Origin of the sequence: Sulfuritalea hydrogenivorans sk43H (assembly GCF_000828635.1) — a bacterium.
GTDB lineage: Bacteria > Pseudomonadota > Gammaproteobacteria > Burkholderiales > Rhodocyclaceae > Sulfuritalea > Sulfuritalea hydrogenivorans.
Genome location: NZ_AP012547.1, coordinates 849,320 through 872,692, shown reverse-complemented (window position 1 = coordinate 872,692; position 23,373 = coordinate 849,320). Strand labels below are relative to the sequence as shown.

Annotated in this window: 28 protein-coding genes; 10 read left to right on the top strand and 18 right to left on the bottom strand. The window is 61.7% G+C overall.

Translation table 11 applies throughout. From position 1 onward, the window contains the following. Positions 1-35: 35 nt before the first annotated feature. The 6 genes from SUTH_RS04295 to SUTH_RS20195 all read left to right on the top strand — a co-directional run bounded on the left by SUTH_RS04295 (position 36) and on the right by SUTH_RS20195 (position 3,959). Positions 36-332 (top strand): hypothetical protein, encoded by a 297-nt coding sequence (locus SUTH_RS04295; RefSeq protein WP_041097360.1) that lies wholly within the window; start codon positions 36-38, stop codon positions 330-332. A 221-nt stretch (positions 333-553) separates the two neighbouring features. Beyond that, positions 554-733, top strand: coding sequence for a hypothetical protein (locus SUTH_RS04290; RefSeq protein WP_041097359.1), 180 nt, complete (start codon positions 554-556; stop codon positions 731-733). Positions 734-975: 242 nt separating this feature from the next. Next, positions 976-1,545 carry an alkyl hydroperoxide reductase subunit C gene (gene ahpC, locus SUTH_RS04285; RefSeq protein WP_041097357.1) on the top strand — a complete coding sequence of 190 codons (570 nt, stop codon included), beginning with the start codon at positions 976-978 and terminating at the stop codon, positions 1,543-1,545. 116 nt (positions 1,546-1,661) lie between these two features. After that, positions 1,662-3,266, top strand: coding sequence for an alkyl hydroperoxide reductase subunit F (gene ahpF, locus SUTH_RS04280; protein ID WP_041097355.1), 1,605 nt, complete (start codon positions 1,662-1,664; stop codon positions 3,264-3,266). A 64-nt stretch (positions 3,267-3,330) separates the two neighbouring features. Continuing rightward, positions 3,331-3,828, top strand: coding sequence for a Dps family protein (locus SUTH_RS04275; RefSeq protein WP_041101650.1), 498 nt, complete (start codon positions 3,331-3,333; stop codon positions 3,826-3,828). Beyond that, positions 3,825-3,959: a hypothetical protein gene (locus tag SUTH_RS20195; protein ID WP_269450478.1), complete on the top strand. Its 135-nt coding sequence runs from the start codon at positions 3,825-3,827 to the stop codon at positions 3,957-3,959. Before SUTH_RS04275 ends, SUTH_RS20195 begins: the two co-directional genes overlap by 4 nt. A gap of 66 nt (positions 3,960-4,025) precedes the next feature. Here SUTH_RS20195 and SUTH_RS04270 read toward each other — a convergent pair whose 3' ends face one another. The 5 genes from SUTH_RS04270 to hemN all read right to left on the bottom strand — a co-directional run bounded on the left by SUTH_RS04270 (position 4,026) and on the right by hemN (position 9,139). After that, positions 4,026-4,232 (bottom strand): heavy-metal-associated domain-containing protein, encoded by a 207-nt coding sequence (locus SUTH_RS04270; protein WP_041097353.1) that lies wholly within the window; start codon positions 4,230-4,232, stop codon positions 4,026-4,028. A gap of 4 nt (positions 4,233-4,236) precedes the next feature. Then, positions 4,237-6,474, bottom strand: a complete 2,238-nt coding sequence (locus SUTH_RS04265; RefSeq protein WP_041097351.1) for a heavy metal translocating P-type ATPase — start codon at positions 6,472-6,474, stop codon at positions 4,237-4,239. A 2-nt stretch (positions 6,475-6,476) separates the two neighbouring features. Beyond that, positions 6,477-6,857, bottom strand: a complete 381-nt coding sequence (locus tag SUTH_RS04260) for a rhodanese-like domain-containing protein (RefSeq protein WP_041097349.1) — start codon at positions 6,855-6,857, stop codon at positions 6,477-6,479. Positions 6,858-7,033: 176 nt separating this feature from the next. Then, positions 7,034-7,741 (bottom strand): sulfite exporter TauE/SafE family protein, encoded by a 708-nt coding sequence (locus SUTH_RS04255; protein WP_041097347.1) that lies wholly within the window; start codon positions 7,739-7,741, stop codon positions 7,034-7,036. A gap of 9 nt (positions 7,742-7,750) precedes the next feature. Then, the gene (gene hemN, locus SUTH_RS04250; protein ID WP_041097345.1) at positions 7,751-9,139 is read right to left on the bottom strand and encodes an oxygen-independent coproporphyrinogen III oxidase; all 1,389 of its coding nucleotides are present in this window, start codon (positions 9,137-9,139) and stop codon (positions 7,751-7,753) included. Positions 9,140-9,265: 126 nt separating this feature from the next. On the opposite strand from hemN, the gene fnr reads away from it, so the two are divergent. Then, entirely contained in the window at positions 9,266-10,024 is a 759-nt protein-coding gene (gene fnr, locus SUTH_RS04245) for a fumarate/nitrate reduction transcriptional regulator Fnr (protein ID WP_231851096.1), read from the top strand. 1 nt (position 10,025) lies between these two features. Here the strand turns inward: fnr and SUTH_RS04240 are convergent, their stop codons facing one another. Together SUTH_RS04240 and SUTH_RS04235 are read right to left on the bottom strand one after the other, a co-directional pair. Continuing rightward, the gene (locus SUTH_RS04240) at positions 10,026-10,415 is read right to left on the bottom strand and encodes a SirB2 family protein (protein WP_041097343.1); all 390 of its coding nucleotides are present in this window, start codon (positions 10,413-10,415) and stop codon (positions 10,026-10,028) included. Between the two features lie 5 nt (positions 10,416-10,420). Continuing rightward, a complete protein-coding gene (locus SUTH_RS04235; RefSeq protein ID WP_041097341.1) occupies positions 10,421-11,635 on the bottom strand; it encodes an NnrS family protein in 1,215 nt (404 codons plus the stop codon). Between the two features lie 62 nt (positions 11,636-11,697). On the opposite strand from SUTH_RS04235, the gene SUTH_RS04230 reads away from it, so the two are divergent. Then, positions 11,698-12,405: a Crp/Fnr family transcriptional regulator gene (locus SUTH_RS04230; protein ID WP_041097339.1), complete on the top strand. Its 708-nt coding sequence runs from the start codon at positions 11,698-11,700 to the stop codon at positions 12,403-12,405. Here the strand turns inward: SUTH_RS04230 and SUTH_RS04225 are convergent. The 4 genes from SUTH_RS04225 to SUTH_RS04210 form a co-directional block, all read right to left on the bottom strand. Continuing rightward, the gene (locus tag SUTH_RS04225; RefSeq protein ID WP_041097337.1) at positions 12,368-13,663 is read right to left on the bottom strand and encodes a hypothetical protein; all 1,296 of its coding nucleotides are present in this window, start codon (positions 13,661-13,663) and stop codon (positions 12,368-12,370) included. The two genes, SUTH_RS04230 and SUTH_RS04225, sit on opposite strands and share 38 nt — an antisense overlap. A 13-nt stretch (positions 13,664-13,676) precedes the next feature. Beyond that, positions 13,677-13,901: a DUF2249 domain-containing protein gene (locus SUTH_RS04220; protein WP_041097335.1), complete on the bottom strand. Its 225-nt coding sequence runs from the start codon at positions 13,899-13,901 to the stop codon at positions 13,677-13,679. Next, a complete protein-coding gene (locus SUTH_RS04215) occupies positions 13,898-14,335 on the bottom strand; it encodes a hemerythrin domain-containing protein (RefSeq protein WP_041101646.1) in 438 nt (145 codons plus the stop codon). The genes SUTH_RS04220 and SUTH_RS04215 overlap by 4 nt, the downstream gene beginning before the upstream one ends. Positions 14,336-14,507: 172 nt before the next feature. Then, entirely contained in the window at positions 14,508-16,241 is a 1,734-nt protein-coding gene (locus SUTH_RS04210; RefSeq protein WP_052473211.1) for a PHA/PHB synthase family protein, read from the bottom strand. 163 nt (positions 16,242-16,404) lie between these two features. Here SUTH_RS04210 and SUTH_RS04205 point away from each other — a divergent pair, with 163 nt between their 5' ends. Continuing rightward, the gene (locus SUTH_RS04205) at positions 16,405-16,848 is read left to right on the top strand and encodes a universal stress protein (protein WP_041097333.1); all 444 of its coding nucleotides are present in this window, start codon (positions 16,405-16,407) and stop codon (positions 16,846-16,848) included. A gap of 24 nt (positions 16,849-16,872) precedes the next feature. Continuing rightward, positions 16,873-17,460 (top strand): hemerythrin domain-containing protein, encoded by a 588-nt coding sequence (locus SUTH_RS04200; protein WP_041097331.1) that lies wholly within the window; start codon positions 16,873-16,875, stop codon positions 17,458-17,460. A gap of 25 nt (positions 17,461-17,485) precedes the next feature. Here the strand turns inward: SUTH_RS04200 and SUTH_RS04195 are convergent, their stop codons facing one another. The 7 genes from SUTH_RS04195 to ccoN all read right to left on the bottom strand — a co-directional run bounded on the left by SUTH_RS04195 (position 17,486) and on the right by ccoN (position 23,098). After that, positions 17,486-17,761 (bottom strand): hypothetical protein, encoded by a 276-nt coding sequence (locus SUTH_RS04195; protein ID WP_052473207.1) that lies wholly within the window; start codon positions 17,759-17,761, stop codon positions 17,486-17,488. A 31-nt stretch (positions 17,762-17,792) separates the two neighbouring features. Next, the gene (locus SUTH_RS04190; RefSeq protein WP_171817308.1) at positions 17,793-18,338 is read right to left on the bottom strand and encodes a FixH family protein; all 546 of its coding nucleotides are present in this window, start codon (positions 18,336-18,338) and stop codon (positions 17,793-17,795) included. Between the two features lie 11 nt (positions 18,339-18,349). Further along, the gene (gene ccoG, locus SUTH_RS04185) at positions 18,350-19,771 is read right to left on the bottom strand and encodes a cytochrome c oxidase accessory protein CcoG (RefSeq protein WP_041097329.1); all 1,422 of its coding nucleotides are present in this window, start codon (positions 19,769-19,771) and stop codon (positions 18,350-18,352) included. A gap of 84 nt (positions 19,772-19,855) precedes the next feature. Continuing rightward, positions 19,856-20,818 carry a cytochrome-c oxidase, cbb3-type subunit III gene (gene ccoP / locus SUTH_RS04180; protein WP_041097327.1) on the bottom strand — a complete coding sequence of 321 codons (963 nt, stop codon included), beginning with the start codon at positions 20,816-20,818 and terminating at the stop codon, positions 19,856-19,858. After that, entirely contained in the window at positions 20,815-21,009 is a 195-nt protein-coding gene (locus SUTH_RS04175; protein WP_041097325.1) for a CcoQ/FixQ family Cbb3-type cytochrome c oxidase assembly chaperone, read from the bottom strand. The genes ccoP and SUTH_RS04175 overlap by 4 nt, the downstream gene beginning before the upstream one ends. Positions 21,010-21,013: 4 nt before the next feature. Next, entirely contained in the window at positions 21,014-21,625 is a 612-nt protein-coding gene (ccoO, locus tag SUTH_RS04170) for a cytochrome-c oxidase, cbb3-type subunit II (protein WP_041097324.1), read from the bottom strand. Positions 21,626-21,658: 33 nt separating this feature from the next. Next, entirely contained in the window at positions 21,659-23,098 is a 1,440-nt protein-coding gene (gene ccoN / locus SUTH_RS04165; protein ID WP_041097321.1) for a cytochrome-c oxidase, cbb3-type subunit I, read from the bottom strand. Between the last annotated feature and the right edge of the window lie 275 nt (positions 23,099-23,373).

The following is a 23,373-nucleotide window of genomic DNA, read 5'->3' as shown; positions in this document are numbered from 1 at the left end:
CAGCCAGCCAATCATCGACCTGGAGATTGACTCACATGACCATCAACCACCCACTCGCCACCGACTACGCCACCGAACAACCCCCGGCCCGCATGGTCGCTGGCGCTCTGGCCCATCTCGCCACCCACATGTCGACCGGCTGCCCGCGTGCCGCCATGCTCGCCGCGATGCTGCTGGAACGCGTGGCCACCGATCCCGATGCCGACAGCCACCTGCGCAGCCACGCCCGCGAACTGGTCGAGATTCTCGAACGCGATCCGCAAACGTCCGCCACCGCTTCTTCGCCAATGCAAGAGCGCCAGGCGGCCTCGCGCCAGTATCCTTTGACTTGATCGCCGTATCGCCAGCGCCGACTTTTCACGGCGAGCGTCGCCGCCATGCCTGACCATGAATATCCAAAGGTAGTCTTTCGATTTTCATGGTCACTGAGGTATTCGCGATATAGAAGCCCCACAATACTCCGGAACAGACACTGCTCCCGCCGAGGAAATCGCTCCGAACGACAGTCCATCCCGTATCATGCCGATGTGTTTATGCGATCCGCCACGGATAAATGACCCAGGGACTTTCAGAGCGCGACATCTGCACCAAGTTCATCCTGCCGGCACTGGAGAAGGCGGGGTGGGATCGCCAGTCGCAGCTCTTCGAGGAATACCGCTTGCGCGTCGGCCGCGTTGTCGTGCGCGGCAACAAGGGCAAGCGCGACCAATCAAGCATTCGCCGCGCCGACTAGGTGCGGTTTAATCCTGCCTGCAATCGGTGTGACCGGCGAGCCAGCCGCACGAGCAAGCTCGTCACATAACCGGCGGCACGGCGCTCTCCACGTCGCAAAAAGCCCGATTGGACGATCCGATCGGCACCGATAGCCCACGCCTATCCAATCGATTTCAACAATCAATTAGACGATAGCGATCGTAATATTTAATATTCACTCCATCGCAGCAAATCATCTCAACCACCCCAAGGAGCCACACCATGAACGCATCGCTGATCAACACCGAAATCCTCCCCTTCAAGGCCACCGCCTTCCACAACGGCAAGTTCGTTCCCGTCACCCAGGACGACCTCAAGGGCAAGTGGTCCGTCGTGTTCTTCTACCCGGCCGACTTCACCTTCGTCTGCCCGACCGAGTTGGGCGACCTGGCCGACCACTACGCCACCTTCAAGTCGCTGGGCGTCGAGATCTACGCCGTATCGACCGACACCCACTTCACGCACAAGGCCTGGCACGACACCTCCGAGACCATCGGCAAGATCAAGTACCCGATGATCGGCGATCCGACCGGCACCATCACCCGCAACTTCGGCGTGATGATCGAGGAAGCCGGCCTGGCCGAGCGCGGCACCTTCGTCATGGACCCGGCGGGCAAGATCCAGATCATCGAGATCAACGCCGGCGGCATCGGCCGCGACGCCACCGAACTGCTGCGCAAGGTGCAGGCCGCCCAGTACGTCGCCAGCCACCCGGGTGAAGTCTGCCCGGCCAAGTGGAAGGAAGGCGAAGCCACCCTGGCGCCTTCGCTGGACCTGGTCGGCAAGATCTGACAACAAGCCCCTGACCCCAACCATCCCGCCCCAGTGACCCCGGGGCCGGGATTGCAGCGGCAAGGCAGATCACACAACGGCTGCCTTTCCATTGCAATCCACACCAGGAGAACATCATGCTCGACGCCGCGATCAAGACCCAGCTTTCCGCCTATCTCGAAAAGCTCCAGACGCCCATCGAACTCGTCGCCTCGCTCGACGCCAGCGATGCCGCGCGCCAGATGCGCGAGCTGCTGGCCGACATCGCCGCGCTCTCGCCCAAGGTCAGCGTGCGCGAAGACGGCACAGATGCCCGCAAGCCGTCCTTCTCCGTCGGCCGCCCGAATGAGGCCGCGCGCATCCGCTTCGCCGGAATCCCGATGGGCCACGAATTCACTTCATTGGTGCTCGCGCTGTTGCAGACCGGCGGCCACCCGCCCAAGGTGGATGCCGCCGTGACCGAGCAGATCAAGGGTCTCAGTGGCAAGTTTCGCTTCGAAACCTACATCTCGCTCTCCTGCCACAACTGCCCGGACGTGGTGCAGGCACTCAACCTGATGGCCGTGCTCAACCCCGGCGTCGAGAGCGTGATGATCGACGGCGCCTTGTATCAGGACGAAGTGAGCGCACGCAAAATCATGGCCGTGCCGACCGTGATGCTGAATGGCGAGCCCTTCGGCCAGGGCCGCATGACCATCGAGGAAATCCTCGCCAGGGTGGATACCGGCGCTTCTGCCCGCGATGCCGAGAAGCTGAACGCCAAAGACGCCTACGACGTCCTCGTCGTCGGCGGTGGCCCGGCCGGTTCGGCGGCGGCGATCTACGCCGCGCGCAAGGGCATCCGCACCGGCGTGGTGGCCGAGCGCTTCGGCGGCCAGGTGCTCGACACCCTGTCGATCGAGAACCTGATCTCGGTGCCGCATACCGAAGGGCCGAAGCTCGCCATGGCGCTGGAACAGCACGTCAAGCAGTACGAGGTCGACATCATGAATTTGCAGCGCGCCGAGGCCTTGATCCCGGCCGGCGATGACGGACTGGCCCAGGTCAGGCTCGCCAACGGCGCCACGCTGAAAGCAAAGAGCGTGATCCTCGCCACCGGCGCGCGCTGGCGCGAAATGAACGTGCCCGGCGAAAAGGAATACAAGGCCAGGGGCGTCTGCTTCTGCCCGCACTGCGACGGCCCGCTGTTCAAGGGCAAGCGCGTGGCGGTGATCGGCGGCGGCAACTCGGGAGTCGAGGCGGCGATTGACCTCGCCGGCATCGTCAGCCATGTCACGCTGCTCGAATTCGACAGCAAGCTGCGCGCCGACGCCGTGTTGCAGGCCAAGCTCGGCAGCCTGCCCAATGTCACCATCGTCACCAGTGCGCTGACCACCGAGGTCACCGGCGACGGCGAGAAGGTGAATGGCATCGTGTTTCAGGATCGCATCGGCGGACAGACCAAGCGGGTCGAGCTCGAAGGCATCTTCGTCCAGATCGGCCTGCTGCCCAACACGGATTGGCTGAAGGGCACCGTGAACCTCTCACCGCGCGGCGAGATCGAGATCGATGCGCGCGGCCAGACTTCGCTGCCCGGCGTCTTCGCCGCCGGCGACGCGACGACCACGCCCTACAAGCAGATCATCATCGCCATGGGTGAAGGCGCCAAGGCATCGCTCTCCGCGTTCGATCACCTGATCCGCAGTCCGGCGCCCGCGCCGGCCGCGACGAAATCTGGCGTTGATCTGGGTCAACCTGCCTGATGCAAACGGGATTACGCTGCCTGTTTCGACTGATCCACTTGACCCAATGACCGGAGGAAACATCATGAAAACGAAGAAGCCCGTCAAAGTCGCCAAACTCGACATCGGCATTGCCGACAAGGACCGCGCCGCCATCGCGCAAGGCCTCTCCGGCCTGCTGGCCGACAGCTACACGCTCTACCAGATGACGCACAACTTCCACTGGAACGTCACCGGACCGATGTTCAACACCCTGCACCTGATGTTCATGGGCCAATACACCGAGCAGTGGAACGCGCTCGACCTGATCGCCGAACGCATCCGCGCCTTGGGCCACCCCGCGCCCGGCACCTACAAGGAGTTCGTCAAGCTGGCCACCATCAAGGAAGTCGACGGCCAACCGAAGGCGCTGGACATGGTGCGCCACCTCGTCGCCGCGCAGGAAGCCACGGCGCGCACCGCGCGCAAGCTGTTCCCGCTGGTGGAAAAGGCCAACGACCAGCCCTCGGCCGATTTGCTGACGCAGCGCATCGAGGTGCATGAAAAGACCGCCTGGATGCTGCGCAGCCTGTTGGAAGAATGACCGCGTGGAAGCATCTACGGCGCGGCGGTCTTTCAGTGAAGGCTGACCTGCGCAGTCTGCAGGTCAAGCCGCGAAGCGGCGGCCGAAACTACAAGACCGCGTGGATGTTGCGCAGCCTGCTCGAAGAGTGACGCGGGCCGCTGGCGATACGGCAATCGCCGTATCGCCAGCGCCGACTCTTGATATTCCCGATCGTCTCAGGCGGCGTCGAAACCCGCGTCTTCGATCACGGCCTTGAGCTGGTCGCGCGTCACTTTCGCCGCGTCGAACTCGACCACCGCCTGTTTCTGCTCCAGCGAAACCTCGGCTTTCGCCACGCCGTCGAGCGCGGTCAACACACCAGTCACGCTTTTCACGCAGCCGCCGCAGGACATGCCGTCCACCTTGATTGTCGTCGTTTCCATGTCATCAGTCCTTGTTTGATTGCCAGCGGCGCAGCAGCAGGGAATTGCTCACCACCGACACCGAACTCATCGCCATCGCCGCGCCGGCGATCACCGGGTTCAGCATACCCAGCGCCGCGAGCGGAATGCCGAGCACGTTGTAGATGAAGGCGAAGAACAGATTCTGCCGTATCTTGGAGAGCGTCGCGCGCGACAGCGAAATCGCGTCGGCCACGCCGGTGAGGTCGTCGCGCATCAGCGTCACGTCGGCGGCCTGCATCGCGACGTCCGACCCCGCCGCCATGGCGAAGCTGACGTCGGCGGCGGCGAGTGCCGGCGCATCGTTGATGCCGTCGCCGGCCATGCCGACCAGGCGACCCGCACCCTTGAGCTTATTTACCGCTGCCGCCTTGTCGCCGGGCAATACCTCGGCCTCGAAATGTTCAATGCCGGCTTCGTGAGCAACGGCCTGTGCCGTGCCGGCGTTGTCGCCGGTGAGCATCACCACCTCGATGCCGAGCCGATTCAGGCGCGCAACGGCAGCCGTTGAGCTGGCACGCAGCGGATCGGCGATGCCGATGAAACCGAGCAGGCTGCCATCCGCCACCACCGCGACCACGCTGCGTCCGGCACACGCCAACGTCTCGGCTTCGGGCGCGGACCAGCCCTGTTCCTTCATCCATGTCACGGAGCCGAGTTGCACACGACAGCCATCGACTTCACCCTGAAGGCCCCTGCCCGCGGTCGTCACGACGTTCTGCGGCGACGCGAGCGCGAGTCCGTCAGACTTGGCGCGCGCCACAATCGCCGCGGCGAGCGGGTGCGTCGATCCCTGCTCAAGGCTGGCCGCGAGTTGCAGCAGAACCGCCGTTGCCTGCCCGCGAAGCGGAATCCCAGGTACGCAGAGCGCGCCGGCGCCGACTGTCATCACATCCGTAACGACTGGCCGGCCCTCGGTCAGCGTGCCGGTCTTGTCCACCACCAGCACCTTGAGCTTTTCCGCGAGTTCCAGTGCTACTGCGTTGCGGATCAGCACGCCGGCTTTGGCGCCCTGCCCGGTGCCGACCATGATCGCGGTCGGCGTCGCCAGGCCCAGCGCGCAGGGACAGGCGATCACCAGCACCGCCACCGCGTTCACCAGCGCCTGGGTGAAGTCGCCGGCCAGCGCCCACCACGCGACGAAGGTCAGCAGCGCTATCACGGTCACCACCGGAACGAAGATCGCCGCGACCTTGTCGGCCAGCCGCTGCACCGGCGCCTTGGAACCCTGCGCCTCTTCCACCAACCGGATGATGCCGGCCAGCAGCGTGTGGCTGCCGACGCCCGTGGCGCGGCAGCGCAGCAGGCCGTCGCCGTTGATCGTGGCGGCGAAGACGCGGTCGCCCGCGGCCTTGGTCACCGGCAGGCTTTCGCCGGTGAGCATCGATTCGTTGGCAGACGATGCGCCGTCGATGACCTCGCCATCGACCGGCATCGCCTCGCCGGCACGCACGACGAAGACATCGCCGGGAATCAGCGTCGCTACTGCGACATCGATCAGCTTGCCACCCCGCTCGATGCGCGCCGTCTGCGGTTGCAGTTTCGCCAGCGCCTCGATCGCGGCCGATGTCCTGGCCTTGGCCCGCGCTTCGAGAATCTTGCCCAGCAGCACCAGCGTGATGACGGTTGCCGAGGCCTCGAAATACACGTGCTGGTGGTGCAGGTCCCACACCGTAACGACGAAGCTGTAGGCCCAGGCCATGCTGGTGCCGAGCGCCACCAGCACGTCCATGTTGCCGGCGCCGCCGCGTATGGCGTTTGCGCCGCCGACATAGAAGCGCCAACCGATCCAGAACTGCACGGGTGTGGCCAGCAGCAGCTGGAGCCAGCGCGGCAGCACGTCGTCATGGGTCTCGGCGCCGAACATGAAGGCCATCTGCGCCACCAGCGGCAGCGTCAGCGCGGCGGAAATCCAGAAGCGGCGCAGCTCCTCGCGATAGAGCGCGAACTTCTTCGCCTTCTCTTCGGCGCGCGTATCGGCGGTGGATACGTCGGCGGTGAAGCCGGTCTTGACCACCGTGGCGATCAGGCGACCGACGTCGACGTCGCCCGGCGCATAGCGCACATGCGCGCGCTCGGCCGCGAAGTTCACCGCCGCCTCGACGCCGGGCAGCTTGTTGAGCTGCTTTTCGATGCGCGCCGCGCAGGCCGCGCAGGTCATGCCGCCGAGCGCAAGCTCGACGGTTTCCTGACTGCTGTCGACGGGGACTTGCGGCGCGTTCATCGTTACTCGAAATTGATCGGCTCGGGCTTCTCGGTCGGACGACCCTCGGTGTTCCAGACCTCGAAGCCACCGGCCATCGAAATCAGGTCGCTGTAGCCGATCTTCTGCAACTGCACGGTCGACAGCGCGGCGCGGCCGCTGGTGCGGCAATAGATCAGGTAGGGCTTGCCCTTGTCGGCACATTCGCCGACGGTGCCGATCTTGAACTCGAGCACGCCGCGCGGAATGTTGATCGCACCCGGCAGATGGCCGGCGGCATATTCGTCGTACTCACGCACGTCAATGATGGTGCGCTTGGTCATCAGCGCCTGTGCCTCGGCGGTCGATACTTCCTTGATCTGGGACTTGGCTTCGACCACGAGGTCGTGCGGGGTGACGGCCATGAATCTCTCCACTAAACATTAGAAAGTGCTAATTATGCGGCGGCGAGCGGCGCGTCGCAAGTTGCCTGCCCGCGAAGCGGAATCCCAGGCATGCAAAGCACCTGCCCGCGAAGCGGAATCCCAGGCATGCAAAGCACCGCGCCGATACCGCCCGTCGCCGTAGCGCCAGCGCCGACTCAGACCACTCCCTGCCACAACCTGCCACCCAGCGCCGCGGCATTGAACAGGCCCCACACGCCGAAAGAAAGAACGATCAAGCCCGAAACCAGACGCAGCGCACGTCCCTGAATGGCGCTGCGAAAGCGCACCAGCAGCAGGCCGGCAAGCAGCAGATTGGGCAGCGTGCCGAGTCCGAACACCAGCATGATGGTGGCGCCCTTTGCGGCACTGCCCGACAGCAGCGTCATCGTCAGGACGCTATACACCAATCCGCAAGGCAGCCAGCCCCACAGCATGCCGAGCGGAAAAGCCTGGGCCACGCCGCGCACCGGAAGGAAGCGCCTGGTCGAAGGTTGCACCCGCCGCCATAGCCGTTGGCCGGCACGCTCGACAAAGGCCAGGGTCTGCGTCAATCCGGTGAGGTAGAGGCCGAGCGCCACCATCATCATATTGGCGCCGACATACAGGATCATCTGGACCGGCAGCCAGTTGTCGAGCAGCAACCCGAGGCTGCCGACTGCGCCCATCAAGGCGCCGGCGACTGCATAGCTGGAGATGCGGCCGAGGTTGTAGGCCAGGTGAAGCGGCAAGGTCGAGACCGGCTTTGCTGCGGAGCGCGGCATCTGCAGGCTCAGCGCCGACACGATGCCGCCGCACATGCCGGCGCAATGCACGCCGCCGAGCAGGCCGATCAGGAATACCGCGAGGAAACCGCCGTCAGGCACCGCGGCTCGTCAGATGACTTTGGAATAACGGACACGCTCGCGGTCGGTGCGCAGATAGCGGTCGAAGGCCATGGCGATGCCGCGCACCAGCAGGCGGCCGCGCGGCAGGACGCTGATCCACTGGTCGTCGATGGACAGCAGGCCGCCGGCTTCCATTTCCTTCAGGTCCGCCAGTTCGTCGGCGAAATAGGACTTGAAATCGATCAGGTGGGCGATTTCGATGGATTCGATGGAAAGTTCGAAGTGGCACATCAGGGCCTGGATGATGCTGCGGCGCAGGAGGTCGTCGGCGTTCAGCTCGATGCCGCGGAAAACCGGCAGCACGCCCTGGTCGAGGCGGTCGTAGTACTCATCCAGCGTACGCACATTCTGGCAGTAGCTCGGCCCCACCTTGCCGATGGCGGACACGCCGAAGGCCATCAGGTCGGCTTCGGCATGCGTCGAATAACCCTGGAAGTTGCGATGCAGGCGGCCCTGACGCTGCGCCACGGCGAGCTCATCGTCCGGCTTGGCGAAATGGTCCATGCCGATGAACACGTAACCCGCCTCGGTCAGCCGGCGGATTGCCAGTTGCAGTATCTGCAGGCGCGCATCGGGCGAGGGCAGATCGGCTTCGTTGATGCGTCGCTGCGGCTTGGCCAGGGCAGGCAGGTGCGCGTAGTTGTAGATCGACAGGCGATCCGGATCGAGCTTGAGAACCTCGTCCAGCGTGTGGTTGAAGCTGATCACGTTCTGCTTGGGCAGACCGTAGATCAGATCCACCGAGATGCCCTTGAAACCGAACTCGCGCGCCGAATCGATGACCAGTTTGGTCTCTTCGAGGCTCTGCACGCGATTCACGGCCACCTGCACCTCGGGCGAAAAATCCTGCACGCCGACACTCATGCGGTTGAAGCCCAGCTCGCCGAGCAGCTTCACGGTTTCGCGATCGACCTTGCGCGGATCGACTTCGATCGAATACTCGCCGCCGGGCAGCAAACGGAAATGCTTGCGGATGATGTCCATCAAGCGCCGCATTTCGTCGTTGGAAAGGAAGGTCGGCGTGCCGCCGCCGAAGTGCAGCTGGACCACATCGCGGCTGCCGTCCAGCGCCGCTTCCTGCATGGCGATTTCCTTGCCCAGGTACTTGATGTACTTGGCGGAGCGCCCATGGTCCTTGGTGATGATCTTGTTGCAGGCGCAGTAGTAGCAGATGGTATTGCAGAAGGGGATGTGGACGTATAATGAGAGCGGTTTGCCTATACCTCCCACTGTTCTCTGTCCGAGCCAGCGCACGTAGTCATCCGCGCCAAATGCCTCGACGAAACGGTCGGCAGTCGGATAGGACGTGTATCGTGGTCCATTGACGTCGAAGCGACGGATGACCTGCGGGTCGAAAATCAGTTCCTGATAGTTCATTGGCGGAAAGTGTGGGAAATACGGCAGGCGCGATACATTTGCGCGAGCATGCAGAATGCCGCAATCGCCCGGAACTCGGGTTGACACAGATCAAAGGGGTACCCCTCGCCGGGTAATGCAAGCAGCGTGCATGCAAACGTCAAACAGAATGTGATCCCGATCACCGCTCCAGGCCTCAAGGTTGCCTGCTCGCAGTGCAACCTGCGCGAGCTGTGCCTGCCCTTCGGTCTTTCGGAAAACGACATGGGCCGCCTCGACAACCTGATCGGCGGCGGACGCAAGTTGAAGCGCGGTCAACACCTGTATCGCGCCGGCGACCACTTCGAATCGATCTTCGCCGTCAAGGCCGGATTCTTCAAGACCGACGTGCTGACCGAAGACGGGCGCGATCAGGTGACCGGCTTCCAGATGGCCGGCGAAATCCTCGGCATGGACGGCATCAGCACCGAGGTACACACCTGCAACGCCGTGGCGCTGGAAGACAGCGAAGTCTGCCTGATCCCGTTCACCGAACTGGAAATGCTTTCCAGCGAGATCCATTCCCTGCAGCATCACCTGCACAAGGTCATGAGCCGCGAAATCGTGCGCGACCATGGCGTCATGATGCTGCTCGGCACGATGCGCGCCGAAGAGCGGCTGGCCGCCTTCCTGCTCAACCTGTCACAGCGCTTCACCGCGCGCGGCTACTCCCCGGCCGAGTTTCACCTGCGCATGACGCGCGAGGAAATCGGTTCCTATCTCGGCCTCAAGCTGGAAACCGTGAGCCGAGCCTTCTCGCGCTTCCAGGACGAGGGCCTGATCTCGGTGCAGCAAAAGCACATCCGGATTCTCGACATCCCGCGGCTCAAGGCCCTGCTGGCGCCGCCCGACGGACGTATCGGCTGATTCAGAACAGCACTGCCAGGAAGCCCGCCGGATTGCGCGTCAGGGCTACCGAGACGATCCAGCCGAATACCGCCATCGCCGCCAGCCAGCAAACGATGCGCATCCTCAGCGTACTGGCATCCCGCAGCGCCAGGGCGCCAAGGATGATGTAGGCAAACACGCCCAGCACCTTCGCCGTCACCCAGCCGGCGACAAACGGGTACTGCTCCGACATGAACGCCAGCGACAGCGCCGCCGCAAGCAGGACGGTGTCATTGACGTGGGGCAGCACCTTGATCCAGCGCGCGTTCAACAACGGCGAAGCGCGCACCATCAGCAGGCCGCGCAGGAAGAACCCCGCCAGGCTCAGGCTCACGCTGATGAGATGGATGTATTTGACCACGACGTACATCGCCGCTAGCCCCCTTTCCCGTCCTCACGCGGTCGCCAGAAGGCCGGCGCATAGCGAGCGGCCCACAGGGCGAAGGCGCCCAGCCACAACAGTGACGACAGCCACATCAGCGAGTACGCACCGGGCAGATCCGGCAATTCACTGAGCACGCGTACGACCGCTGCCGCCTGCATCATGCAGAACGCCCGCCACATTGCATTGTCCGCCGCCACCGGCCGGCCGGAATGGCCCAGGGTAACGCGCGACGCCATGCCCAGCAGCATCGAGGCGAAAAAGCCGAGGGTCAGCGCATGCAGCGGCGCCTGGCCAAGAAAACCCGGGGCCAGATCTTTCGCCAGGCTCTGCAAGGCCGACAGGGCAAAGGCCGGAGCCAGCCAGGCGAACGCCAGATGCAGGACCGCCAGCATCCGGTTCTGCATCGCCGCACGGCTCCACCACAGCCATGTCAGGCGTCCCGCCACCAGCATGGCCGGCGCATCGACCAGCCAGAGCCAGCGCCCCTGTTCGAGCACCGCCAGCGTGCCGTGCGCCACGCTGAACGCCAGCAGGGCCCGCAATGCCCACGCGGGTCGGTGCACCACATAGCCGCGTACCGCCGACGAGGTGAAGAAGGGCAGCATGCGATGCGCCACGGTCAAAAATACCGGCAGCAGGAAGCCCCACACTGCCAGTGAGCTTCCCAGACGCACCCACAGCAGCGTCCCGCCCGCGGCGAAGACCGCAAAGGCGCCCAGCCCGGCGGCGCCAAGCCAGGCTGCCAGTGCCACGAAAGCAATGTGCTCGCGATCGGTCGCTCGATGCCGGGCAATTCGGGTCAAGGTCAGAGCCACGGCAATCCACCCGGCCAGCGCCACCGAGAGGCCCGCGACCAGCACCTGGGGCAACATCAAGGCCACCCAGACCAGCAGCCAGCCGCCGGCCAGCAAGGAAAAAGCGGGCAGGAAATCGCGCTGCGACAACTCGCCCGCCCCTTGCCAGCGCGGTCCGGCGGTAAGGATGAAGCCGAAGATGAAAAACGGAAACACCCCACAGGAAACCAGCAAGGCATGCAGCGCGAATGGCGGAAACAGCATCAGCAAAGGCCAGGCCGGAACGGCCCAAAGGCCTGCGTAGCGCCCGCCCACTTCGATCGACCAGAACGCCATGACCGCCAGCGCCTGAACGGTACCCGACAGGAACATGACACGATGCGGAGCCGCAAAAAATACGGGAAGATTCATCAGGATTGCCGCCACCGGGGCGAGGCATGGTAAGGTTCCATTGATAAACCTAGAGTACCCCGATGCAAGAGACCATGCACGAAACCAAGCTCGATATTCCCCAGATTCTTTCCCGTCTTCCGCTGTTCCAGGAACTGGTTCCGGAGCAGATTGCCGTGCTTGAAGCGGCGTGTCGCGAGCGCCGACTCGCAAAGGGCGAGATGCTGTTCCAGAAAGGTGACCCTCCCAAGGGGTTTTTCGTCGTTGTGTTCGGCCAGATCAAACTCGCTTTTCCTTCCTCGCAAGGGAATGAAAAAGTGGTGCAGATTCTCGGACCGCGGCAAAGCTTCGGCGAGGCCGTCATGTTCATGGACCGCCCCTACCCGCTGTTTGCCGAAGGCCTGGTAGACAGCCTGTTGCTGCATATCGGCAGCACTACCGTGTTCGAACTCCTGGAACGGGACCCGCTGTTTGCCCGGCGCATGCTGGCAGGCCTCTCGATGCGCCTGCATTCCCTGGTGCATGACGTCGAAACCTATTCCCTGCGCTCCTCCGCGCAGCGCGTGGTCGGCTACCTGCTGCAACATTGCCCGCAGCAGGACGGGCCCTGCGAGGGCAGCTTCAATATTTCGCTGCCTACCTCGAAACAGGTGATCGCCTCGCGCCTGAATCTGACGCCCGAAACCCTGTCGCGGATTTTTCACGATCTATCAACCGACGGGCTGATCAATGTGAGCGGGAAGCAAATCACGATCAACGATGTAAAGCGGTTGCGCGAATTTGATCTCTGAAGGTCCGGTAACGCCTGATCGCTCCCAACAGGTTCCAGCCCAGCCAGGCAAACGAAGCGGCAAAGGCCACTCCGGCCAGCCGGGTCAACCCGGGCAGCCAGACTGCGGCCAGCAACAGTACGAGCGCGAGCACATGCAAACGCAACTGACCGGTCATCGCCTCGGCCGGGATCATCTTTTTCATGTTGGGGACCGCCGATATCGGGGCGCCCAGCCGCTGCAGATGCAGCCAGTTCAGAAAAGGCACGATCTTGTACATCATGCCGGTGATGGCCGACACAAAAACGCCGGCGAATGCGAGCATGCCCAGCCAGACCACGAATCTCGGATCGGCCCCCAGTTCAGGGCGCACGAAAATGATCGCGCCGGAAATCGAGAATGCCAGCATCGACAGCATCGCAACGCGAAAGTAGAGCGAAGTTGCATCATGGATTTTCCGGCGCCGCGTGTACTGCAGCCACAGGGTGATCCCCGCATAGGAGGCCAGAAGCAACAGCAAGGGCAGCACAATCGCCATCGACCAGCGCACATCCTCGATAAACAGCCGGGATGACCAGCCCAGCAGCAACAACAGCAGCAAAGGCCCGAACCAGCGAGTGAACGACATTGGATAGGGCCGCGTCAGCTGGAACATCGGAACGACATGGTAGGACACCCCAGCCAGCAGCATCAGCGCCCAGCCGCCCAGGCCCCATGCCAGATGGATGTTGGTCAATTCGATGATCGGCACGGCGAGGCCATGCGCCAACGCCTCCGCCAGAAGCGAACCGAGCAGCACGGTGACCGTCAATCCCCCGATCGCAATGCGCATCGCCCACAAGGTCATGCCGGTAGCCGGCGTCTGCCACAGCGCCAGCGCGACCACCACCACGAAACCGCCCAGCGCCAGCAAGAACAATGGAACAGCCACGGTGAACAAGCTCGGGCGGCTGAACAGCAAACCCGCAACCAGCAGTATGGTGGCCAGCAGCAGCAGGGGTTGCACCGTATTCGCGACCAGCTTCGGGCGCCAGACATTGCCGCCCACTGCAACGGGTATGAACTGGAACATTGCCCCGCACATGGCCTGAAGCATGAAGCCCAGGGCGACCAGGTGGGTCAGCGCCAGGGCCTCCGGCGTCCATCTTGAAACCAGCACATCGCCGCCCGACCAGGCCAGGAGAATTCCGGCCAGCGCGCCAAACCAGGGGGCCGCGAAAAAAAAGCGGTAGGGCACCGAAATGGGAGGCGCCTGATCGAAGGAAAGGCTGGGGTGCATCCGATCGGCGTCTTCAGGCGGACTGCTTGCGAATCCGGATCTCGCGCGTGCCGTCGGAGCAAAGGTCTTCGCTCCAGGCGTAGCCGTTCTTTTTCAGAATACTGAACAGCGGATGCGGCTGGCAATACAACAGCAGCAATATATTGTCCCCCTCGCCGAGGCGATCCAGCGCCTCCAGAGTCAATTCCATCGGCTCCGGCGGCTGCAGTTCGCGGCCATCGATTACGTGCTCGGTCATGACGTCTTCAATCGCTCGACCAGGGTGGGGCCGACATCCGACGAACCCAATGTGTTGTCGCACATGGGATAAAGGATGTTCTCCTCCTTCATGTTGTGCTGCTGCATCAGGATCAGCAGGGTCTCGGCGGCGCCGCTGAAAGCATCTGCGTCACGGGACGTCAGGGCATCTTTCATCTGCGCCAGCAGATCGCGCATCTGGCGATGTTCGCCGCGCATGACCTCGGTGGGGCCCGAAGTCATTCCGGTCGCCGTCTCGAAGGCGGGGAAGAGAACTTCCTCCTCGGTTCCAAAATGGGTTTCGAGCTGTTCGACCAGAAGCGTGAAGGCCTTCGCGCCAGCCTCCCAGTCGCCGTTGGCACACGCATCCTCGGCACTGGCGAATATCTCGTCGCAGTGCTTGTGGTGCTGGAAAAGCGGGGAAGTAATCGACATGACGGCAAACTCCATCTGAACAGCAGTCAATTCTGGACATTGACCCATCCGATAACATTGACCGCCGTCAAGAGTGCCGCTTATTCAGGGATCAAATACCCCTATGAGTTATCCGGGCATCCGGATATCGCCGCGCTGAAGAATCCGCGCGACGAGCACGGTCAGCAAGGAATCACGGTTCAAGCACATAGGTGCCGGGTGCGTCGGTCAATGCAGGGAATTTCTCCGTGGCGACGGGTGGGGCCGCAACCAGTTTTCCCGACTGCGGCTTGAGCCAGGCCATCCAGTCCTCCCACCAGCTGCCATGGTGAAGTTCGGCCCGTTCGTGCCAGTCTTCCGACGTATCGTGCCGTTCAACATTGCCCACTCGGTAATCGCGCTTGGGCGGATTCACGACCGGATTCACTATACCCAGAATGTGACCCGAGCTTGACAGCACATAGCGGCGTGAACCGGCGACGAAGTTGTTGATGCGAAAAGTCTGGCGCCAAGGCGCGATGTGATCGTCCTCCGCGGACACGGCATAGAGCGGCTGGGAAATCCGCCCGAGATCTATGTTCTCGCCCGCCAGATTCAGCACATCCTTCTTGATCAAGGAGTTCTCCAGATACAAGTTGCGCAAGTACCAACTGTGCATCGCCGCCGGCATCCGCGTCGCATCCATGTTCCAGAACAGCACATCGAACGGCGGCGGCGCCTCGCCAAACAGGTAGCCGCGCACCACGTAATGCCAGACCAGGCTGTTCGAGCGCAGCAGACGGAATGCCGACGCCATCTCCTTGCCATCGAGATAACCCTTTTCCGCCATCGACTTTTCCAGCCATTTGATGCTGCTCTCGTCGAGAAACACTTCGATGTCGCCCGGCTTGTGATAATCCACCAATGTGGTCAGCAGCGTGATCGTTTCCACCGGCACATTCTTTTTGGAATAGCGGGCGTTAGCCCATGCCATCCAGGTTGCCAGCGCCGCGCCGCCTATGCAGTAGCCAACCGCATGCACCTTCGCCGAACCGGAAATGCCGCGGGCTGTTTCAATGATCTGGCCGATGCCTTCCATCAGGTAGTCATCGAAGGTCACATCCCGCATGTCTGCCGTCGGGTTCTTCCAGCTGGTGATATAGACGTCGTGGCCCTGATCGACCAGAAACTTCACCATGCTCTTCCTGGCGTTCAGATCGAGAATGTAGAACTTGTTGATCCATGGCGTGACGATGACCATGGGGGTTTCAAAAACCTTTTCCCTGGTCGGCGTGTAGTGAATGACCTCCAGCAGCCTGTTGCGAAACACCACTTTGCCCGGCGTGGTTCCCAGGTCCTTGCCAACGACAAAATCGGTCGGGCGCGCCATCTGCACATCGCCCGCCTGAAAATCGGTCACGAAGTTGTTGAAGCCCTTGAGCAGGCTCTCGCCGCGAGTTTCCATGGCCTTCTGCATCGCCGACGGATTGGTCAGCAGGAAGTTGGTCGGCGCAACGGCATTCAGCCACTTACGCCACCAGAATGCGGCACGACGTCGGTCACGATTCGACAACCCCGGCGTGTCGTAGAGCATGTCCTGTACCTGGTGGGTCATCATCAGGTACCACTCCTTGACAATATCCCAACTCGCCGAGTCGCTCCAGACCGGATCGGAGAACCGTGTGTCGTCAGGGTTCGGCGACACCACATCCTTGCTTGGCATCCCCAGTGCGCGGTGCCATGAGTGCGTCTGCAACTCCCACAGCGTGGTCGCAAACTGCGTAAGCGTTTCCGACATCTCCTGCGGATGGGACAACCAGGCCAGCTGCGCGTGCATCAGCGGGGTCGCCATGCCAATCGGATCAATCCTGGCTTCGACCGCCTGATTTACTGCGCGCCATGCGGCCTGGGGGGTTGGGGGCAATTTGGTCTGTTTGGTCGTGCTCATGGCGGGTCTCTCCACTTCACAAGGGCGGCGTGCAATCGTTCAGCCGCCACAATGCAATTGTGCCCGATGCCGGTCGGGTATAGTTCAGGCTGCTATTGATCTTGATCAACGCTGCTGCTCATTAGTACGTTAAGCTTAATCATCATATGGAGGGCTGAATCCCATGTTCAAGCACATACTTGTTCCCACCGACGGCTCGCAACTTTCGTCCGACACATCAAGACGTGCGATAGCGTTTGCCAAGGAAACCGGAGCAAAAGTAACGTTCTTCTTCGCCAAACCCGACTATCCGGTGGCCTTTTATGGCGAGGGCGCGCTGATTGATCCGACCACTCCCGAGAAATTCGCGGAAATGGCCGAGCAGCAAGCCAAGGAGATTCTTTCCGCGCATGAAGCGGAAGCCAAGGCGGCAGGCGTCGCATGTGCGGGAACAAGCGCGGTCAGCGATATTCCCTACGAGGCAATCATTGCCGCGGCCGAACAAGCGGGTGCCGATCTGATTTTCATGGCTTCTCACGGCCGCCGCGGCATCAGCGGACTCCTGCTCGGTTCGGAAACGCAAAAAGTGCTGACGCACTCGAAAATACCGGTGCTGGTCTATCGCTGAACCGCGTCGGGCCTGGAGCCAACCGTGTTGAACTCGGCTCTCGCCATCATCCATGACGAGCATCGCTCGCTTGCCGCCGTCGTCCATGGCTTGAGATACCTCGTGCGTGAGATTCGCGAAAGGAACTCGAAGCCTGATTTTCGGTTGCTGTGGGCGATGATCTTCTATCTCGACGAGTTTCCCGAAAAGCTGCATCACCCGAAGGAAAACACTTATCTGTTTGCCAGGTTGCGCCTGCGGACCCACGAGGCCGACGCGGTGGTGGCGGAACTCGAACGCCAGCATCTTGCCGGTGCCGAACGCATACGCGATCTGGAACTTGCACTCGGTTACTACGAGGCGGGGATGCCGGATGGACTGGACAGGTTTTCTGCAGCCGTGGAGAAGTTTGCGGATGACACCGTCAAACACATGGCGCTTGAGGAAGGCACCGTGCTGCCGTTGGCGAAGAAGCATCTGACGCCGGAGGACTGGGTTGAAATTGGTACCGCCTTCAGCGAAAACGGCGACCCGCGTTTCGATACCGAAGCCGATCAGGAATGTCGCGACCTGTTCACGCGGATCGTCAATCTGGCGCCGCCCCCGATCGGCGTCGGGCCCGCCCGCAAGTAACCCGCCGATTCAGCGCCGGTTCAACTCAGTTGCGGACACTGTCTCCGCCATTCCCCGATACGGCACCAACACCCTTGTTTACCTCGATGGCGCTTAGTTGCAGGAACCAGGTCATCAAACTGGATGCGGCACAGATCAACCAGAAGCCGAAGAAGCCTATCGAGTAGGTGGCGATCTTTGAAAAATGCACCGGCTCACCGAAGAGATAGAGTTCCTGGGGATCGATCACGGTGAAGAAAATGCCCTCGGCAATCCCGGCAACCAGAAACGAAGGCCACAACACCCAGAAGATTTTTTGCATTTTCTCTCCTTTGCAGGCTGCGAGGAAACGCTTACCTGGCGTTCCGGATGTCTGCGGGAGCTGGAGGGGTCTCCAGCTGCGATGAGCCGCCAATGAGGGTTTCCCCATTCGCGGGAAGAATCACATTGCCCATCAGGCGCCAGGTCTTGCGTTCGTCTTCCAGCAACACCAGCCAATGTCCCGCGGCCGGCAACCGCACCTCGCCGACAAACGCGTCACCCGATCTCGACAGTACGCGTGACTGGTCGAGACCGGCGCGAGTCGGATGCGAAATTGTCACTACCAGCGTCGGCGGCATCGCAAAGCCCTTGTCGCTCGCCTGAAGGCGCACCGACATTGCGTCGCTGGTGATCCGCACACCCGCTACCAGACCCATTTTGCTCGCCTGTTCGCTGCGGGCAATGGTCTGGTTGGCGGAAAGCCCCTTCCGGTAGTAGTCGTCGGTAACCAGTCCATCGTTGCTCTTGATGGCAAGCCACGCCGTGTAGAACGCGGCAATCACGACAATGAACGGCCCCGCGGCGAGAATCCACGGCCAGGGTTCACGGTACCAGGGGCGAACGTCAGTAGCGTTCATTCGGGTTTCCTTCATGGTTGCAGGAAGGTGGCCTTTTCGTGCACCGCTACCTTCTCGTTGGCAATCGACTTGACGTCGAAAAATATCTGGTTCGAGCCTTTCTTGCCCGACTCGGGGGGCACCCGCACCTGAATCGAGAAACTCCTGGCCGCTGCCGCCGGCACTTCAAGGATGCGCTCGCCCACCATGTCGATTCCCGGCAGGCCGGAAACGCTTATGGCATAACGGTGCGGCACTTCGGAAACATTGATCACGTGCAGCCGATAGACGTTTTCGATCAGCCCGCCCTCGACCTCGCGTGCCAGGGTTGCGCGGTCGCGGATGACATCCACGCGCAGGCTCGGCTTGGTGGCGATGCCCCAGACAAAGGCCACGCAGATCGCGGCGAGAATTGCCGAATAGATGACCACCCGAGGCCGCACGACATGCCCGAGGATTTCCTTCCAGCCCCAGTGCGCCTCGATCGCGTGCTCGGTCGAATAGCGGATCAGGCCCTTCGGATAACTCATCTTCTCCATCACCTGATCGCAGGCATCGATGCACGCAGCGCAACCGATGCATTCGTATTGCAGGCCATTGCGGATGTCGATTCCGGTCGGACAGACCTGGACGCAAATGCCGCAATCAACGCAATCTCCCTTGCCGACCGCCTGCGGTGCTACGCCCTTCTTCCTTGCCCCGCGCGGTTCGCCGCGCTCGGTATCGTAAGTAATGGTCAGCGTATCGGGGTCGAACATGACGCCCTGGAAGCGGGCATACGGGCACATGTGCTTGCATACCTGTTCGCGCATGTGCCCGGCAAACAAGTACGTGAAGGCGCCGTAGAACAGCATCCAGAAGGTTTCCCAGGGCCCCAGCGAGAAGCTCCAGATCGAACTCCACAGTGTCTTGATCGGTGTGAAATAGCCGACAAAGGTGAAGCCGGTCCACAATGCCAAGAGGGTCCACAAACCATACTTCGCGGTCCGCAGCCAGAACTTGCGCGGACTCATCGGCGCGGCATCCAGCTTGATTCGGGCGTTGCGCTCGCCCTCGATCTTCTGCTCGATCCAGGTGAATATTTCGGTATACACGGTTTGCGGGCAGGCATAGCCGCACCAGAGTCGCCCTCCCACCGCGGTGAACAGGAACAGCGAGTACGCTGAAATGATCAGCAGGATGGCGAGGAATATTACGTCCTGCGGCCAGAACACCAGACCGAAGATGTAGAACTTGCGTTCGACCAGGTCGAACAGCACGGCCTGCCGCCCGTTCCAGGGCAGCCAGCAAATACCGTAATACACCAGTTGGGTGAACCAGACCAGGGACCAGCGCCAGGTAGCGAAAATTCCACTGACGGCACGCGGATGCACTTTCTGGTGCACCTCGTAAAGGCTTTCCTCGACAAAGCTGGGTCTGGTTTCCTGCGACGGCCCGGGAGAGGCTGATGTCATGATAATCGTATTACTATATTCTTATAAAGCAGACTGAAAATTCCCCGGCGCCACAAGTCGTGGTGCCGGGGACCAGTAATCAGTCTACTTCTTTTCGGCAGGAGCCGCTGCGGCGGGGTCTGCGGCAGGCGCGGCCGGAGCAGCATCCTTGACGCCACCGCCGAGGCCATACACGTAGGCTGTCAGCAGGTGTACCTTGGCATCGCCGAGGAACTCACCGAAGGCTGGCATGCGGTTGGTGCGTCCCTTGGTGATCGTCTCGGTAATGGTTTCCTCCGAACTGCCGTAGAGCCAGACCTTGTCCGTCAGGTTCGGTGCCAGTCCGAGGACGCCCTTGCCGTCCGGGCCGTGACAGGCGGCACAAGCCGGGGCAAAGAGCTCCTTGCCGCGCTGGGCGCGAATCGAATCGGCAGCCAGTCCGGACAGGGAACGCACATAGTGGGCGAGATCCTTGATCTGGTCGCCATTCAGGTCGGGCTTGACACCCTTGGCCGGCATCATGGCATCGCGCCCCTTGAGGATCGACTCCTTGATCTGATCCGGCGTGCCGCCGAACAGCCAGTCGTTGTCGGTCAGGTTGGGAAAGCCGCGCGCGCCCTTGGCATCCGAACCGTGGCACTGCGCACAGTAAGTAAGGAACAGGCGCTGGCCCATTTCCTTCGCCTCGCTGTTGGCCGCCACGGCCAAGATGTCCTGGGACTGGAACTTCTTGAAGATCGGCCCGTACTGCTCATCTGCCTTCTTGATCTCGCCGTCATACTGACCGGTGGAAGACCAGTTGAACTGGCCCTGGTAGGTTCCCAGACCCGGATACATCGCCAGGTAGAACAACGAAAAGATGATCGTGATGTAGAACAACCAGCGCCACCAGCTGGGCAGCGGATTGCTGAACTCCTGCAGATCCTCGTCCCAGACATGGCCCGTGGTCTCCCCCTCCACGTGTCGCGCAATACTCTGCGACCACAGAAAGACACCGCAACCCAGCACACTGGCGAGCACGATGCCCACCACATAAACGTTCCAGAAGCCGCTGACAAAATCACTCATGATGATTTCCTTTCCTGATTCTCCGTAACCTGCGGCGCCGATGGCACAAAGGGACTGTCGTCGTCGAGCGGCATCATCGCCGCCTCGTCGTAGGTCTTCTTGCGCCGGTCCGAATACGCCCACCAGACGATGCCCATGAAGGCGATGAACGCCAGCACCGTGACAAGCGAACGCAGGTCGTTGATGTCCACTCGATTACCTCGTTTGCTTGAGCGCAGTGCCCATGCCCTGGAGATAAGCGATCAATGCGTCGAGTTCGCTGGTACCCTCGATGGCCTTTTTCGCTCCGGCGATTTCGGCATCGGTATAGGGCACGCCAACGGCGCGCAGCGCCTTCATCTTGGCGTCGATGGCATCGTCCTTGAGCGGACGATCCAGCCAGTAATAGGCGGGCATGTTCGACTCCGGCACCACATCACGCGGATTCAGCAGGTGAGTGCGATGCCACTGGTCCGAATAGCGACCGCCAACGCGCGCCAGATCCGGGCCGGTGCGCTTGGAGCCCCACTGGAACGGATGGTCATAGACAAACTCGCCGGCGACCGAATAGTGACCGTAGCGCTCGGTTTCGGCGCGGAACGGACGAATCATCTGCGAGTGGCAGTTGTAGCAGCCTTCGCGAATGTAGATGTCGCGCCCAGCCAGGCGCAAGGGGTCGTAAGGCTTGACCAGTTCATTGACCGGCGTGGTGGTGGATTTCTGGAAGAACAGCGGGACGATTTCCAGCAAACCACCCACACTGATGGTGAGGATGGTGAGGACGATCAGCAGTCCCACGTTCCGTTCGATTTTGTCATGCGTCAACATGATGTATGGCTCCTTATTCTTTGCAATCGGGGCTTAGTGAGCCGCCGCGGGTGCGAGTACCGGCGCGTCGTTGACCGCCTTGCCGCCCGCCATGGTCAGGAACATGTTCCAGGCCATGATCAGCATGCCGGAGAGGAACATCAGCCCGCCGAGCAGACGTATGGTCCAGAACGGATAGGTTGCCTTCACCGACTCGACGAAGGAGTAGGTCAGCGTGCCATCAGGATTGGTTGCGCGCCACATCAGGCCCTGCATCACGCCGGCAATCCACATCGAGGCGATGTAAAGCACGATGCCGATCGTCGCGATCCAGAAATGCGCCTCGACCAGCTTCTTCGAGGCCATTTCCGGCTTGCCGAACAAGCGCGGCAGCAGGTAGTAGATCGAGCCGATGGAAATCATCGCCACCCAGCCCAGGGCGCCGGAATGCACGTGGCCCACGGTCCAGTCGGTGTAATGCGACAGCGCATTGACCGTCTTGATCGACATCATCGGACCTTCGAAGGTCGACATGCCGTAAAAGGACAGCGAGGTGATCATGAACTTCAGGATCGGATCGTCGCGCAGTTTGTGCCAGGCGCCCGACAGCGTCATGATGCCGTTGATCATGCCGCCCCACGACGGCGCCAGCAGGATCAGCGAGAAGATCATGCCGACACTCTGCGTCCAGTCAGGCAGCGCGGTGTAGTGCAGGTGGTGCGGGCCGGCCCACATGTAGGTGAAGATCAGGGCCCAGAAGTGCACCACCGAGAGGCGATAGGAATACACCGGCCGCCCGGCCTGCTTCGGCACGAAGTAGTACATCATGCCGAGGAAGCCGGCGGTAAGGAAGAAACCCACCGCATTGTGGCCATACCACCACTGGATCATTGCATCCTGCACGCCAGCGTAGGCCGAGTAGGACTTGGGCGTCAGGACACCGGCGGCAAGGACCGGAACCGCCGCGCTGTTGACCAGGTGCAGCACGGCCACCGTCAGGATGAAGCCGCCGAAGAACCAGTTCGCCACGTAGATGTGCGACACGGTGCGCTTGACGATGGTGCCAAAGAACACCACGGCATAGGACACCCAGACCACCGTGATCAGGATGTCGATCGGCCACTCGAGTTCCGCATACTCCTTGCCGGAAGTGAAGCCCAGCGGCAGCGACAGCGCGGCGAGCACGATGATCAGTTGCCAGCCCCAGAAGGTAAAGGCGGCCAGCCCTGGCGCGAATAGCGGCGCATGGCTGGTGCGTTGCACCGCGTAGTAGGAGGTGGCAAACAGCGCGCAGCCGCCAAACGCAAAAATCACGGCGTTGGTGTGCAACGGACGCAGGCGCCCATAGCTCAGCCACTCGTGTACGTTGAGTTCCGGCCAGACCAGCTGGGCGGCGATGATGACGCCGACCAGCATGCCGACGATGCCCCAGATTACGGTCATCACAGCGAACTGGCGCACGACTTTGTAGTTGTAAGTCGCTTGCGATTGCATGATGGATTCACCTCACTTGAACAAAAAGAAACCATTGGCAATACTGCATTTGATGCGGTGCAGTATGGGAATTTTGGGGGAGATTACACGCAATGAATTAGCGTTCATTGATGCAGGTCAAAATATATCGGACTTCAACAAAAATAACAATACTATTAGTGTGGGTTATAGGTGGATTCGCGTGGTTTGTCCAACCGCCGTGAGGCAGAACGCCAGTTGCGGAACTACCGGGATAGATCAGCATCTCTGCCGAACAGGCAAAAAAAAAGGGTGCG

Coding starts and splice junctions, on each gene's coding strand:
- SUTH_RS04260 (WP_041097349.1), bottom strand. CDS start 6,857: ATGGCCGTCACCCCGCACGACCTCGTGGTCGAAGCCAAGTCCCAGATC.
- ahpF (WP_041097355.1), top strand. CDS start 1,662: ATGCTCGACGCCGCGATCAAGACCCAGCTTTCCGCCTATCTCGAAAAG.
- SUTH_RS04240 (WP_041097343.1), bottom strand. CDS start 10,415: ATGTACGTCGTGGTCAAATACATCCATCTCATCAGCGTGAGCCTGAGC.
- ccoN (WP_041097321.1), bottom strand. CDS start 23,098: ATGCAATCGCAAGCGACTTACAACTACAAAGTCGTGCGCCAGTTCGCT.
- SUTH_RS04270 (WP_041097353.1), bottom strand. CDS start 4,232: ATGGAAACGACGACAATCAAGGTGGACGGCATGTCCTGCGGCGGCTGC.
- SUTH_RS04295 (WP_041097360.1), top strand. CDS start 36: ATGACCATCAACCACCCACTCGCCACCGACTACGCCACCGAACAACCC.
- ccoP (WP_041097327.1), bottom strand. CDS start 20,818: ATGAGTGATTTTGTCAGCGGCTTCTGGAACGTTTATGTGGTGGGCATC.
- ccoO (WP_041097324.1), bottom strand. CDS start 21,625: ATGTTGACGCATGACAAAATCGAACGGAACGTGGGACTGCTGATCGTC.
- SUTH_RS20195 (WP_269450478.1), top strand. CDS start 3,825: ATGACCGCGTGGAAGCATCTACGGCGCGGCGGTCTTTCAGTGAAGGCT.
- SUTH_RS04235 (WP_041097341.1), bottom strand. CDS start 11,635: ATGAATCTTCCCGTATTTTTTGCGGCTCCGCATCGTGTCATGTTCCTG.
- SUTH_RS04220 (WP_041097335.1), bottom strand. CDS start 13,901: ATGACCGAGCACGTAATCGATGGCCGCGAACTGCAGCCGCCGGAGCCG.
- SUTH_RS04275 (WP_041101650.1), top strand. CDS start 3,331: ATGAAAACGAAGAAGCCCGTCAAAGTCGCCAAACTCGACATCGGCATT.
- hemN (WP_041097345.1), bottom strand. CDS start 9,139: ATGAACTATCAGGAACTGATTTTCGACCCGCAGGTCATCCGTCGCTTC.
- SUTH_RS04190 (WP_171817308.1), bottom strand. CDS start 18,338: ATGAACGCTACTGACGTTCGCCCCTGGTACCGTGAACCCTGGCCGTGG.
- SUTH_RS04225 (WP_041097337.1), bottom strand. CDS start 13,663: ATGCACCCCAGCCTTTCCTTCGATCAGGCGCCTCCCATTTCGGTGCCC.
- SUTH_RS04215 (WP_041101646.1), bottom strand. CDS start 14,335: ATGTCGATTACTTCCCCGCTTTTCCAGCACCACAAGCACTGCGACGAG.
- SUTH_RS04210 (WP_052473211.1), bottom strand. CDS start 16,241: ATGAGCACGACCAAACAGACCAAATTGCCCCCAACCCCCCAGGCCGCA.
- SUTH_RS04265 (WP_041097351.1), bottom strand. CDS start 6,474: ATGAACGCGCCGCAAGTCCCCGTCGACAGCAGTCAGGAAACCGTCGAG.
- ccoG (WP_041097329.1), bottom strand. CDS start 19,771: ATGACATCAGCCTCTCCCGGGCCGTCGCAGGAAACCAGACCCAGCTTT.
- SUTH_RS04205 (WP_041097333.1), top strand. CDS start 16,405: ATGTTCAAGCACATACTTGTTCCCACCGACGGCTCGCAACTTTCGTCC.
- SUTH_RS04195 (WP_052473207.1), bottom strand. CDS start 17,761: ATGCAAAAAATCTTCTGGGTGTTGTGGCCTTCGTTTCTGGTTGCCGGG.
- SUTH_RS04230 (WP_041097339.1), top strand. CDS start 11,698: ATGCAAGAGACCATGCACGAAACCAAGCTCGATATTCCCCAGATTCTT.
- SUTH_RS04290 (WP_041097359.1), top strand. CDS start 554: ATGACCCAGGGACTTTCAGAGCGCGACATCTGCACCAAGTTCATCCTG.
- ahpC (WP_041097357.1), top strand. CDS start 976: ATGAACGCATCGCTGATCAACACCGAAATCCTCCCCTTCAAGGCCACC.